The sequence below is a fragment of the Streptomyces sp. NPDC040610 genome (genome assembly GCF_055594065.1).
Genome location: NZ_JBVIXA010000002.1, coordinates 964,865 through 978,175, shown reverse-complemented (window position 1 = coordinate 978,175; position 13,311 = coordinate 964,865). Strand labels below are relative to the sequence as shown.

The window sequence follows — 13,311 nt, the reverse complement described above, 5'->3', positions numbered from 1 at the left end:
AAAGAGGGGGGAGAGCCGTGGACTGGCTGGTCTCCGTAGCGAAGTTCCTGGTCAACGAAATCCTCAGCCAGCCCGCGTATCTGATCGGGCTCATCACCGCCGCGGGCCTGATCGCCCTGCGCAAGTCGGCGGGCCAGGTGCTCGGCGGGGCGATCAAGGCGACCCTGGGCTTCCTGCTGATCGGCGCGGGCGCAGGGCTCGTCGTGGCCGCGCTCGCCCCGCTCGGCGAGATGATCCAGGGCTCGACGGGCGCGCACGGCGTGATCCCGACGAACGAGGCCATCGTCGGCATCGCGCAGGCCGAGTACGGCTCCCGGGTCGCCTGGCTGATGATCCTCGGCTTCGCCGTCAGCCTGGTCCTCGCCCGCTTCACACCGCTGCGCTATGTGTTCCTGACCGGCCATCACATGCTTTTCATGGCCACGCTGTTGACGATGGTGCTCGCGACCGCCGGGCAGCGCTCCTGGGTCGTGGTCGTCGTCGGCGGCGTCCTGCTCGGCATCATGCTGGTCGCGATGCCCGCCTTCGCGCACCCCTGGACGAAGCGCGTCACCGGCAACAACACCGTCGCCATCGGGCACTTCGGCACCGCCGGGTACGTCGTCGCCGGTGCGACCGGGCAGGTCGTCGGGCGCCGCAGCCGGTCCACGGAGGACATGAAGCTGCCGGAGGGACTGCGCTTCCTGCGTGACTCCATGGTGGCGACGGCCCTGTCCATGGTCCTCATCTACCTGATCATGTCCCTTGTCTTCCTCGCGAAGGTCGGCAAGGAGAGCGCCTTCAAGGCGTTCGCCGTCGACGGCGGTCCCGCGGCGCCCGGCGTCGGCGCTTACGTCATGCAATCGGTCATGCAGGGCCTGCAGTTCGGCATCGCCGTCGCCGTCATCCTCTTCGGCGTCCGGACGATCCTCGGCGAGCTGGTGCCCGCCTTCCAGGGCATCGCGAACCGCGTCGTGCCCGGCGCGGTGCCGTCCCTGGACGCGCCGATCGTCTTCCCGTACGCGCAGAACGCCGTCCTCATCGGCTTCATCTCCAGCTTCGTCGGCGGCCTGATCAGCCTCGGCCTGCTCGCCTGGATCTTCGAGCCCGCCTTCGGCCTCGCCCTGGTGCTGCCCGGCCTCGTGCCGCACTTCTTCACGGGCGGCGCGGCCGGGGTCTACGGCAACGCGACGGGCGGGCGGCGCGGCGCGGTCGTCGGCGCGTTCCTGAACGGGGTGCTCATCACCTTCCTGCCCGCGCTGCTCCTGAAGGTCCTCGGCGCCTTCGGCAAGGAGAACACCACGTTCGGCGACGCGGACTTCGGCTGGTTCGGCTCGCTCGTGGGCAACGCGGCCAAGGCGGGGGCCGTGGGCGGAGCGATCCTGATGCTGGTGATCGGCGCGGTGATCCTGGCGGGCGCGATCGTCATGCAGAAGCGGGTGGTGGAGACCGGCTGGGACCCCGGCGCCCGGCGCGACGCGCTCCTCGGCCACGCGGCCGCCGCGAGCGCCGGGGGCGACGCGGGGGCCGAGGCCGGGGCGGGCCCGACGGCGGCGTACGCGAAGATCGCTCCGCCGCCGGGCGCGCCCAAGCCTCCGCCGCCGCCCGGGCAGGACGGCTGAGGGCCGCCGGGGCTCTGCCCAGGGAAGCCCGCCTGGGGGAGACCCGTCCGGGGGAGGCCCGTCCGAGGGAGGCCCGTCCGGGGCGAGGCCAAGGAGAGCCGCTCAGCCCTGTCCCGGCACCACGAACAGTGCCCACGTGGCCAGCGGCGCGATCAGCGCCATCGACATGCCCCACTTCATGAGCGCGCCGAACACCTGCGGGCGTTGCTCCTCCGGGGCGTTGGCGGTGACCAGCGCGCCGCTCGTGGACAGCGGCGAGGAGTCGACGACCGACGAGGACACGGCGAGGGCGATGATGAGGCCGACCGCCCCGACCTGACCGTCCATCAGGAACGGTACGGCGAGCGGGATCAGGGCGCCGAGGATGCCGGTGGTGGAGGCGAACGCGGAGACCACGGCCCCGATGAGGCAGATCAACAGGGCGCCCAGGAGCGGTGAGTCGATCTTCGCCACGCTGTCGCCGAGCCAGTTGATCGTGCCCATCCGCTCCATCACACCGACGAACGTGACGACACCGCAGACGAGCAGCACGGTCGACCACGCGCAGCGGTCGACGGCACCCTTCGCCGCGTCGGCGTCGACGAGGGTGAGGACGACGACCACCGTGAAGGCCATCAGGCCGACGTTGTAGTCCAGGAACAGGGCGCCCGCGACCATGCCGAGCAGCCCGAGCAGGGTCAGGGCGCGCGACCGGTCGAGCCGGGGAACGACGTCGGTGGTCGCGGGTGCGAAGGCCACCGTGGTGGTGCCGCCGGGCTCGGGGACGGGGCCCGCGGGGGCCGTGGGTGCGCCTCCGGCGACCGGGGTCCCCTTGGGATCGAGCGCGCCCCCGGCCTCCGTACCCGTGGCCCCGTCCTCCGCCCGCCGCCCGAGCAGATGCCGCCCGCCGAACAGGAAGTACGCCACGACGCTGAGCGCGACGTTGAACAGGAACGACATCAGGAACAGCAGGCCGGGGCTGCCCGGCAGGTCGTTGCGCTCGACGACGCCGTTGGTGATGCTGCCGAAGACGCTGGCGGGGGAGAAGCCGCCCGCGCTCGCGCCGTTGATCACCAACAGGCCCATGAGCAGCGGGCTGATCCCGTAGCGGACGCAGAAGCTCATGCCGATGGGGGCGATGACGCCGACGGCCGCGGGCACGACCGCGCCGACGGCCGTGAGGGCGGCGGTGATGAGGAACATGACCCAGGGGATGAGCGCGATGCGTCCCCTGACGGCGCGCGTCGCCGCGTGCACGAGCCATTCGATGGTGCCGTTGTTCTTCGCGATGGCGAAGAGGAAGGTGACGCCGACGAGCACGACGAAGAGGTCGCCGGGGAAGCCGCCGAAGACGTCGTCCGCGTTCTCGCCGGCGACGGACGAGCCGACGGCGAAGGCGGCGACGAGGGCGAGCGCCCCCATGTGGACGGAGGTGAAGGTGGAGATGGTGAAGATGAGTACCAGTGCGCCGATCGCGATGAGATGGTCTGCCATGTGACACGTCCTCGCCTTCGGACGGCGGTCACAGTGCGCGGGCTCGGAGTCGATGCGCGGGCTGTGGCCGACTGTGGGCATGCGGAGGGGACCCGTGGTGGCATCCGGGGGCAGAGGGGCACAGAAGGGCCGCGCCCCTGCCGTGGGCGGGCAGCCTCAAGAGCCCGGACTGTCCGCAGAGTGGACTTGAAGTTCCGTCATGCGGAACTCCTGTGTGACGTTGGCGAGTATGTGACGGCGGTCACGCCCCGTCAAGGGGGTGCGGACACATCCGAGTGGTGGGGTGATCGGCGCCCGGTTCAGCTCGCGTGGGCCGAGTCCGGGGCCTGGTAGCCGAGTGCCGCGCTGATTCTCCGGGCCGCCGCGCGCACGTGTTCGCCCAGCTCGACGAGGCGGTCGCGGTCGCAGCGGCTGGTCGGCATGTTGATGCTGACGCTGGCCACCGGCGAGCCGTCGGGGCCGAGCACGGGGGCGGCGACCGCGGACACGTCCTCGCGCCATTCGCCCTGGTTGAGGGCGTAGCCGCAGGCGCGGACCGTCTCCAGGTCGGCGCGCAGCGCGGCCGGGTCGTCGATCGTCGTGTCCGTGAACCGCGTCAGGCCCTGGGTGAGGTAGCGCTCGACGGCCTCGGGGGAGCGGGCCGCCAGGATGGCCTTGCCGTTGGCGGACGCGTGGCCGGAAAGGTGCTGGCCGAGCGGCAGCACGATCCGTACCGGCTGGGTCGTCTCCAGGCGCTCCACGAGTACGACCCGCTCGCCCTCCGCGACGGCCAGGTGCACGGTCTCGTCCACCGTGCGCCGCAGCTCCTCCATCACCGGCACGGCGACGTCCCGCAGGTCCAGCTCGCCGGTGGCCTGCCGCCCGATGAGCAGCGCCTTCGTCGTGAGCGTCCAGCGCGTGGGGGTGCTGCCGGTCTGCTTGATCCAGCCCGCCGTGTGCAGGGTGCCGAGCGCCCGCTGGACGGTGCTCTTCGGCAGCTCCATGGCGCGGGCCAGGTCCCCCACGCCCACGGGCTGGCGCACCGCGAGCTCCTCCAGCACGCGCAAGGTGTTCAGGACGTTCTGCACCGTTGACCCCCTCCGGATCGGAACCTATGCTGCGTCGTGCCGCATCACGATACGCTGTGCCATCTCACGGCACAAGCGTGGAGGGGAGATCCGCGCAATGACTGTCAGGACCGGACGCCACTTTCTCCAGATACCCGGACCCACGAACGTCCCCGACCGGGTCCTTCGTGCCATGTCCGCGCCGACCATCGACCACCGGGGGCCCGAGTTCGCGGACCTCGCCCGTCGCGTACTCGAAGCCCTGAAGCCGGTGTTCGGCACCGCGGGCCCGGTGGTCGTCTATCCGTCGTCGGGCACGGGCGCCTGGGAGGCCGCCCTGGTGAACACGCTCAGCCCGGGCGACCGGGTGCTGTGCTTCGAGACCGGGCACTTCGCCACGCTCTGGCGCGACATGGCCCGATCGCTCGGCCTGGAGGTGGAGTTCGTCCCCGGCGACTGGCGCCACGGCGCCTCCCCCGAGGCCGCCGCCCAGCGCCTGGACGCCGACATCGCCCACGACATCAAGGCCGTCTGCGTCGTCCACAACGAGACGTCCACCGGCGTCACCAGTCGCGTCCCGGAGATCCGTGCTGCCCTCGACGCCGCCGGGCACCCCGCCCTGCTCCTGGTCGACACGGTCTCCTCGCTGGGCTCCATCGAGTACCGGCACGACGCCTGGGGCGTCGACGTGACCGTCACCGGATCCCAGAAGGGGCTGATGCTGCCGCCCGGCCTCGGCTTCAACGCCGTCAGCGACAAGGCGCTCACGGCCGCCCGCGGCTCCCGGCTGCCCAAGTCCTACTGGGACTGGGGGCCGATCATCGACGCCAACGAAGCCGGGTTCTTCCCCTCCACCCCGGCCACCAACCTCCTGTACGGCCTCGACGAGGCGCTGCTCATGCTCGCGGAGGAAGGCCTCGAACAGGTCTGGGCCCGGCACGCCCGGCACGCCGCCGCCACCCGCGCGGCCGTCCGCGGCTGGGGCCTCGACGTGCTGTGCGCCGACGAGCGCGAGCACTCCGGTTCGCTCACCGCCGTGCTGCTGTCCGACGGCCAGGACGCCGACGCCGTACGGAAGATCGTCCTTGAGCGGTTCGACATGTCGCTCGGCACCGGCCTCGGCCGCCTCGCGGGCAAGGTCTTCCGCATCGGCCACCTCGGCCACTTCAACGACCTCACCCTCGCCGGGACCCTGGCCGGCGTGCAGATGGGACTCGAACTCGCCGGGATCCCCGTCGGCCGCGACGGCGTGGCGGCGGCCCTCGACCACCTCCGCACGCACTGACGCCACCTCGACCCCACGTTCTCGTACGCCCCTCATGCCTTGTCCCGTACGCCCCTTCACCGCCAGGAGCGTGTCGTATGACCACAAGCACCGAGTCCACGGAGGCCGAGCGGGACGCGCTCGGCGGCGACCTCGCGCGGCGGCTGCGCGCCGACCTCGACGGCGAGGTCGGCTTCGACGACTACAGCCGCCATCTCTTCGCCCGCGACGCCAGCATGTACGCCATCACCCCCCTCGGGGTCGTCTTCCCCAAGCACGCCGAGGACGTGCGGGCGGTCGTCGCGGCGGCCGCCGAGTACGGCGTGTCCGTCGTGCCGCGCGGCGCGGGGACCAGCCTCGCCGGGCAGACCACGGGCCCCGGCATCGTCCTCGACCTGTCCCGCCACATGCGCCGCATCATCGCCCTCGAACCGGACGGCCGCACCGCCCTGGTCGAAACGGGCGTCGTCCAGGACCAGTTGAACCGCGCCGCCGCCCCGCACGGCCTGATGTTCGGCCCCGACACCTCCACCAGCAACCGCGCCACCATCGGCGGCATGATCGGCAACAACTCGGCGGGCAGCGGCTCGCTGCGGTACGGCATGACCATCGACCACGTCCGCGCCCTCGACGTGGTGCTCGCCGACGCGAGCACCGCCCACCTCGCGCCCCTCACCGCGCGCGAGCACGCCGACCGGGCCCGCGGCACGGGCCTCGACGCCCGCATCCACCGCGAACTGCCCGCGCTCGTCGCCGCGCACACCGACGCCATCGCCGCCGGATTCCCCAAGCACTGGCGGCGGGCGGGCGGCTACCGTCTGGACCGGCTCGCCCGTGAGGACGCCCCGTTCGACCTGGCGAAGTTCGTCGTCGGCTCGGAGGGCACGCTCGCCATCAGCACCCGCGCCCTGGTCGACCTGGTGCCGAAGCCGAAGCACACCGTGTTCGCCGTCGGCCACTTCACCTCCGTGGCCGGAGCCATCGAGGCCACCCAGGACGCCCTGGCCTGCGACCCGGCGGCCGTCGAGCTGATGGACCGCACCATCCTCGACCTGTCCCGCCAGAAGATCGAGTACGCCTCCCTGTCCACCGTCCTCGAAGGCGACCCGGACGCCCTCCTGTTCGTGTCGTTCACCGGCGACGACGAACGCGAACTCATCGCGAGCGTCCAGCGGTTGACGAAGCTGTGGCAGCGGCACGGCCACGGCTGCCACACCCTCGCGGCGGTCACCCCCGCCGACCAGACCGCCCTGCTGAAGGTCCGCAAGTCCAGCCTCGGCCTGCTGATGGCGGCGAGCGAGGGCACGCGCAGGCCGCTGGCGTTCATCGAGGACACGGCCGTCGACCCGGTCCATCTGTCCGCGTACACCGCCCGGTTGAAGAAGGTCCTCGACCGCCACGGCCTCTCCGCGGGCTTCTACGGCCACTGCTCGGTGGGCTGTCTGCACATCCGCCCGTTCCTCGACGTGACCGACCCCGCTCAGCGGCAGACCATGCGCGAGGTCGCCGAGGAGATCAAGGACCTGGTCACCGAGTACGGCGGCGTCAACTCCAGCGAGCACGGCGACGGCCTGGCGCGCAGCGAGTTCAACCGGGAGCTGTTCGGCGACGAGCTGTACGAGGCGATGCGGCGCGTGAAGGGCCTCTTCGACCCGGACAACCGGCTGAACCCTGGCAAGATCGTCGACGCGCCCGCGATGACCGACCACCTGCGCGACGCCGCGCTGCCGCCCGCGCCGGGCCTGCGCACCCGGCTCGACTTCGAGGTCGCGGGCGGCATGCGGGCCGCGGCCGACCGCTGCATGAACATCGGCCTGTGCCGCAAGAGCGACGTCGGCACGATGTGCCCCTCCTACATGGCCACCCGCAACGAGGAGGACTCCACCCGCGGCCGCGCGGGCGCCCTCGTCAAGGCCCTGTCCGCACCCGACCCGCACAAGGCCCTCGGCGACGAACGCCTGCACGAGGTCCTCGACCTGTGCCTGATGTGCAAGGCCTGCAAGAGCGAGTGCCCGCTCGGCGTCGACATGGCGTCCCTGAAGGCGGAGGCGCTCGCCCACCACCACGACGAGCACGGCACCCCGCTGCGCTCCCGGATCTTCGGCGCCATCCGCCTCCTGAACCGCCTCGGCTCGGCCACCGCCCCCGTGTCCAACCTGCCCGGCCGCATCCCCCTGCTGCGCCGGCTGCTCCACCGCACGGTCGGCATCACCCCGCACCGGCCGCTGCCCCGCTACGCCCGCCGCAACCTGGTGCGCTGGTTCACCCGCCGCCCGGCGGCCGTCGCCGTGGCACCCCGGGGCCCGGTCGTGATGCTCGCCGACTCCTTCACCACGTACACCGAACCGGAGATCGGCCAGGCCGCCGTGGAGCTGCTCGAACGCGCGGGCTGGTCCGTGCAGTTGGAGAGCGGCGGCTGCTGCGGCCGCGCCGCCCTGTCCAAGGGCCTGCTCGACGAGGCGAGCGACAAGGCCTTCCAACTCGTCCACCGGATCACGGAGACCACGCCCCCCGAGGCCCCCATCACCGGCTGCGAGCCGTCCTGCCTGATGACGCTGCGCGACGAGCACAAGGCCCTGCTGCCGCTCGACTCGGCCCGCGAGGCCGTCACGGGCCGCGTCCGCCAACTGGAGGAACTGCTCACCGAAGCCATCGACGACGGCGGCCTCACCCTGCGCGAGGACTCCTGGCTCAGCGGCCGCACCCTGCTCTTCCACGGCCATTGCCACCAGAAGGCCGAGGTCGGCACCGCGGCGACCGTCGCCCTGCTGCGGCGCATCCCCGGCGTCGAGGTCACCGAACTCGACGCGGGCTGCTGCGGCATGGCCGGTTCCTTCGGCTTCGAGTCCGAGCACTACGACGTGTCGATGACGGTGGGGGAGGACCGGCTGTTCCCCGCGGTGCGGGCCGCGTCCGAGGACACCGTCGTGGTCGCCACCGGGGCCTCGTGCCGCCAGCAGATCTTCCACGGCACGGAACGGAACGCCTGGCATCCGGTGCAGTTGGTGCGGGAGGCGCTGATGGCCGACGGTCGCTGACGCCGGACGGCAACCGGCGGCGGGCGGCCACCGGCCCGCCGGTCACCGGCGCCGGACCTGCGTCGGCGTCCGCCCATGGATATCCACGCTCACTCGTGCCCGACGTGGCCGATCCGGTCGTCGCCGAGCCGCCGCTGCACATCCGTGAGCAGGCTCTCCAGGAGGTCCGTGAGCTGGGCCTGCTGGTCGGGCGTGAGCCCCGCGACCAGCTCGGCGTCGCGGTGCAGGACCTGGTCGACGGTCGCCTCGACCAGGTCGTGCCCGGCCTGGGTGAGGGTGACGAGGACCGTGCGGGACCGGCCGCGGGCGGGCCCCCGGGTCACCAGGCCCTCCTGCTCCGCACGGGCCACGCGCTGGGAGACGGCCCCCGCGGTGACCAGCGAACGCTGCCCCAGCTCACGGGTGCTGAGGGTGTACGGGGACCCGCTGCGGCGCAGCACGCTCAGCAGGTCCAGGGTCGCGGCGTCCACCCCCGCGCGGGCCAGGACCCGGCGCCGGTCGTCGCCGAACAGCTTCGCCAACTGCCAGACGGGCGTGAGGATCCGGATCGAGGAGACCGGCGTACCGGGGCGCTCGCGCTCCCAGGCCTCGGCGATGCCCTGAGCGGTGTGCGCCCGCGCCGTGTCGGCCGACGCGCCGCCCTCCTCCTGCTCCCTTGCCTTCATGTCGCTCCCCGGTGTTATGTTGAGGCCTAAATTTAGGCCTACACGAGACTGATTCGGAGCTCAGCATATGGCACGCACCATCCTGGTCACCGGAGGCGGCACGGGCATCGGCCGAGCGATCGCGGAGCACTTCGCGGCGGCGGGCGACCGCGTCACCGTCACCGGCCGCCGCCCCGGCCCCCTCGCGGAACTGGCGGCCGCGGCCGGAGTCCGCACGGCGGTCTGCGACCACACCGACCCCGCCGCGCTCACCCGCCTCCTCGCGGACCTGCCCGAGCGGATCGACGTCCTGGTGAACAACGCGGGCGGGAACACCGCCTTCGACGCCGACGGCAAGACGGACCTGGCCTCGTACGCCCGCGACTTCCGCGCCAACCTCGACGCCAACCTGGTCGGCGCCGCGCTCACCACGAAGGCCCTGGAGGACCGGCTCGCGGACGGCGGCGCCGTCGTGCACATCGGCTCGATCGCCGCCGAGCAGGGCGCCGGTTCGTACGGCGCGGCCAAGGCGGGCCTCGCCACCTGGAACATCGACCTGGCGCAGCAGCTCGGCCGCCGCGGCGTCACGGCCAACGTCGTCGCGCCCGGCTACATCGCCGACACCGAGTTCTTCCGCGACAAGCTCTCGGGCGAGCGGCGCGAGCAACTGGTGGCGGCCACCGCGACCGGCCGCGCCGGGGCGCCCGCCGACATCGCGGGCGCCGTCGCCTTCCTCGCGTCCCCCGCGGCCCGCCACATCACGGGCCAGGTGCTGCACGTCAACGGCGGTGCCCGCGCCACGCGTTGAGACACGCGGCCGGGTCCGCCCGGGTGTCAGTGGCGGCGGTCGGGGTGCGACGCGACACCGTGCGAGACACGACACCGCGCGAAGGGAGTCCCACCGTGGGCAGGCTGGTCCATTCGGCGATCACGTCGCTCGACGGATTCATCGAGGACGAGGGGGGCTCCTTCGGCTGGGAGGTCCCGGACGGCGGGTCCACGGCCTCATCACGGCGAGGACCCGCGTGGAGCGGGTCTTCGCCCCTGAGGCGGCCCGGCGCCTGAAGGCCGGGCGCGATCTGACCTCATCGTGGGCGGCTCCGCTCTCGCCGCCCATGGCGTCGCGGGGGCCCACGCCGAACGGTCGGACCGGTCCTAGGAGCCCTCGCGCTCCGCCGGATCCGGCAGCAGCTCCCACAGCAGTTCCTCGAACGCGTCCGCCGTGGGCGGCTCGTCGTCGAGCAGCGCCTGGAGGAGCAGTCCGTCGTAGGCATGCGTGAAGAGCTTGACGCGCAGGGGGTCGTCCGTGAAGGCGCGGGCGAAGGCGGCCAGGGCCCCCTGCCAGCGGCGGGTGGCCGCGCGCTGCTCCGGGCGGCGCACCGCGAGCAGGCACAGCTCGAACTCGGCGAGCAGATGCCCGGGCGGCGTCAGGATCCCCGCCATCAGGACCGCCAGCGACCGCCGCTTGTCGACGCCGTCGTCCGGCGCGTCGACCAGCGCCTCGATGCGCGCGGAGTCCTCCTCCATGCACTGGGTCAGCGCCGCGGTGAGGAGCGCGTCGATGCTGCTGAAGTAGTACGTCGTCGCGGTCGTCGGCAGCTCCGCCTCACGGGCCACCGTGCGATGCGTGACTCCGGCGGCACCGTCGCGCGCGATGACGCGTACGGTCGCCTCGATCAGAGCCCGCCGACGGCGCTCGCCCTTCACGCGGCGGCCGTCCGTGACAGCCGCCCCTTCGGCCCGCTTGAGGTCCGGCGCGGCCTTCCGCCCGGCCCCCGCCACGCCGCCCGGCCCGGCCGTCGTTCCCGTACTGGTGTCGGTGCCCGTCTCGTTCAGGGTGACTCTCCACTGCTCACAGATGTCGCTCGCGCATGACCCGTTCGCGCCGACGTTACCTGTAGCTCATCGGTCCACGCCTGCCGGTACGGCCGCCTTGGCGCACTGGCGTCGACGGCCCGCCCGGGCAAATGACGACGGGCCGCCCACGTACACGCGCTCGGGTCACCGGAGCGGCTTGTGCTCCTCGGCGTAGCGGGCAAGGCCGTCCGCCATGCCCTGCATGAACTTCTGGAGGTAGCGGGGCATGATCCAGCCCATCAGCCAGTTCGTCTCGTACTGGCCGTGCCAGTGGATGAGGGTGCCCGAGGCCGCCGTCGGCTCCAGCTCGATGCGTGCGTACAGGTTGTGGATCGGTGTGTTGAACGCGTCCTCGTAGGCCAGAAGGCGCTGCTGGACCTTCTCGGTGATCCGTTCCCCGGTCACGGTGCGTCCCGTCCGGAAGGCCCGGACGGCGCCGACGCCGTCGTCGCCGAAGGGGTCGAGGTTCACCGACCGCGCCGTGTCCAGGCTGTCCACCTTGGACCACAGCGGCCAGGTGGTGGCGTCGACCAGCAGTTTCCAGACGGTTTCCGGCGAGGCGCCGGTGGTGACGGTGACGTCGTACGTGTGCATGGTGGAGGGCTCCTGGGCGTGGATGCGGGTGGCGTTCCTGGTGGGGTGCTGGTGACCTGTCATGCGGGGAGGAAGCGGAGCGGCTCGGGGGTGGCGAAGCGGGGGTCCGTCGATCGGTTCGCGGGGGACGTCGCTGCACGCAGTCTTGCCAGGCACCCCGCGAACCGGCACGCAATCTTGCGGTTTCCGCAAGACGGCCTGCCCGGGCCCGGCCCCGTTGCCGCCCGCCGCCCCGGCGATCTACGCTCCGGTGCGTTCTTGACGCCAAGTCAGTGGGGTGCGCGGTGGATTACCGGGACTACGCGACGTACGACGCAGTGGGGCTCGCCGAGTTGGTGGCGCGGGGTGATGTGTCACCGGGCGAACTCCTCGAGACGGCCCTCGCGCGCGCCGAAGCGGTGAACGGGAAGATCAACGCGATCGTGCGCCCGATGCCGGTCGTCGCCCGTGAGCGCGCCGCGGGCCCGCTGTCCGGGCCCTTCGCCGGAGTGCCGTTCCTGATCAAGGACTTGATGCAGGACTACGCGGGCCGCCCGACGGGGCGCGGCTCCCGGGCGGCCCAAGGGCTGGTCGCGACGCGTCACAGCGAGCCCGTCCGGCGGTGGCTCGACGCCGGGCTCGTCATCTTCGGGCAGACGAACACGCCCGAGTTCGGCATCAAGAGCATCACCGAGCCCGAGGCCGGCGGGGCGACCCGCAACCCCTGGAACCTCGGCCACACGCCGGGCGGTTCGTCGGGCGGCTCCGCGGCCGCCGTCGCCGCGGGCATCGTCCCGGCCGCGGGCGCCAACGACGGCGGCGGCTCGATCCGCATACCCGCCGCCTGCTGCGGGCTCTTCGGCCTCAAGCCGGGCCGCGGCCTGGTGCCCGCGGGCCCCGCGTACGGCGAGCTGCTCTCGGGCGCCGCGACCGACGGCGTCCTCTCCCGCACGGTGCGCGACAGCGCCGCCCTGCTCGACGTTCTCACCGCGCACCCCGACCCCGGCGGCCCGTTCCTCGCGGCCCGCCCCGACGCGCCGTACGCCGAACTCGCCCTGCGCACCCCGGCCAAGCTGCGCATCGGCGTCAGCACCCGCTCGCCGATCGGCACCCCGGTGTCCCGCGAGGCGGTCGAGGCCGTCGACACGGCCGTGAAGCTCCTCGTCGGCCTCGGCCACGACGTGGAGGAGGCCGAACCCGTCATCGACGGGCTGCGCATGGCCGACGACTTCATGGCCATGTACGCCGCCGAGAACGCCGCGACCCTCGCCGAGCTGAAGCACAGGACCGGCGCGGACGACGACCAGTTCGAGCTCGACACCCGGCTCCTCGCGGCCGCGGGACGCGCCCTCGGCGCCGTCGAGCACACCGTCCGGCACGCGCGCTGGAACACCTACGCCCGGCAGCTGGCCGCGTTCCACGAGACGTACGACGTGCTGCTCACCCCGACCCTGGCCCGGCCGCCGGTGAAGATCGGCGAGCTCGCCACGCCCTGGCCGACGCGGCAGGTCGGCAAGGCGCTGCTCAAGGCGGGCGTGGCGGGCCGGCTCAGCCGCACCGAGCTGTGGCGGCGTGCCGTGGTCCAGAACCTCGCCCCGAACCCCTTCACGCAGCTCGCCAACATCACCGGCCGCCCCGCCATGTCGGTCCCCCTGTACCGCACCCCCGAAGGCCTGCCCCTGGGCGTGCAGTTCGGCGGACCGCTCGGCGGCGAGGGCATGCTGCTCGCTCTCGCCGCGCAGCTGGAGTCGGCCGCGCCCTGGGGCCGGGACCGCCCGGAGCTGTGAGACCCCGCCGGTGCGGGCGGGGGTGGAC

Annotated in this window: 10 protein-coding genes; 5 read left to right on the top strand and 5 right to left on the bottom strand. The window is 72.7% G+C overall.

Annotated elements, in window-relative coordinates; all coding sequences use genetic code 11:
• Window positions 1–17 precede the first annotated feature (17 nt).
• Window positions 18–1,601, top strand: a complete 1,584-nt coding sequence (locus ACZ6AA_RS10595) for a PTS ascorbate transporter subunit IIC (protein ID WP_471457386.1) — start codon at window positions 18–20, stop codon at window positions 1,599–1,601.
• Window positions 1,602–1,703: 102 nt separating this feature from the next.
• On the opposite strand, the gene ACZ6AA_RS10590 is transcribed toward ACZ6AA_RS10595, so the two are convergent.
• Both ACZ6AA_RS10590 and ACZ6AA_RS10585 read right to left on the bottom strand, forming a co-directional pair.
• Window positions 1,704–3,074: an SLC13 family permease gene (locus ACZ6AA_RS10590; RefSeq protein WP_471457384.1), complete on the bottom strand. Its 1,371-nt coding sequence runs from the start codon at window positions 3,072–3,074 to the stop codon at window positions 1,704–1,706.
• Window positions 3,075–3,373: 299 nt separating this feature from the next.
• Entirely contained in the window at window positions 3,374–4,141 is a 768-nt protein-coding gene (locus ACZ6AA_RS10585) for an IclR family transcriptional regulator (RefSeq protein ID WP_471457382.1), read from the bottom strand.
• A gap of 97 nt (window positions 4,142–4,238) precedes the next feature.
• On the opposite strand from ACZ6AA_RS10585, the gene ACZ6AA_RS10580 reads away from it, so the two are divergent.
• Together ACZ6AA_RS10580 and ACZ6AA_RS10575 are read left to right on the top strand one after the other, a co-directional pair.
• Entirely contained in the window at window positions 4,239–5,405 is a 1,167-nt protein-coding gene (locus ACZ6AA_RS10580; RefSeq protein ID WP_468458497.1) for a pyridoxal-phosphate-dependent aminotransferase family protein, read from the top strand.
• Between the two features lie 77 nt (window positions 5,406–5,482).
• A complete protein-coding gene (locus tag ACZ6AA_RS10575; protein WP_471457380.1) occupies window positions 5,483–8,422 on the top strand; it encodes an FAD-binding and (Fe-S)-binding domain-containing protein in 2,940 nt (979 codons plus the stop codon).
• 89 nt (window positions 8,423–8,511) lie between these two features.
• Here the strand turns inward: ACZ6AA_RS10575 and ACZ6AA_RS10570 are convergent, their stop codons facing one another.
• Window positions 8,512–9,087, bottom strand: a complete 576-nt coding sequence (locus tag ACZ6AA_RS10570; RefSeq protein ID WP_468458493.1) for a MarR family winged helix-turn-helix transcriptional regulator — start codon at window positions 9,085–9,087, stop codon at window positions 8,512–8,514.
• Window positions 9,088–9,154: 67 nt separating this feature from the next.
• Between ACZ6AA_RS10570 and ACZ6AA_RS10565 the strand changes: the two genes are divergently transcribed.
• Complete coding sequence (locus ACZ6AA_RS10565; RefSeq protein ID WP_468483226.1) at window positions 9,155–9,874, top strand: SDR family NAD(P)-dependent oxidoreductase; 720 nt, start codon at window positions 9,155–9,157, stop codon at window positions 9,872–9,874.
• A 347-nt stretch (window positions 9,875–10,221) separates the two neighbouring features.
• Here the strand turns inward: ACZ6AA_RS10565 and ACZ6AA_RS10560 are convergent, their stop codons facing one another.
• Window positions 10,222–10,848, bottom strand: a complete 627-nt coding sequence (locus ACZ6AA_RS10560) for a TetR/AcrR family transcriptional regulator (RefSeq protein WP_468458489.1) — start codon at window positions 10,846–10,848, stop codon at window positions 10,222–10,224.
• A 219-nt stretch (window positions 10,849–11,067) separates the two neighbouring features.
• A complete protein-coding gene (locus ACZ6AA_RS10555; protein WP_471457377.1) occupies window positions 11,068–11,580 on the bottom strand; it encodes an SRPBCC family protein in 513 nt (170 codons plus the stop codon).
• A 221-nt stretch (window positions 11,581–11,801) separates the two neighbouring features.
• Between ACZ6AA_RS10555 and ACZ6AA_RS10550 the strand changes: the two genes are divergently transcribed.
• Window positions 11,802–13,283 carry an amidase gene (locus ACZ6AA_RS10550; RefSeq protein WP_471457375.1) on the top strand — a complete coding sequence of 494 codons (1,482 nt, stop codon included), beginning with the start codon at window positions 11,802–11,804 and terminating at the stop codon, window positions 13,281–13,283.
• Window positions 13,284–13,311: the final 28 nt, after the last annotated feature.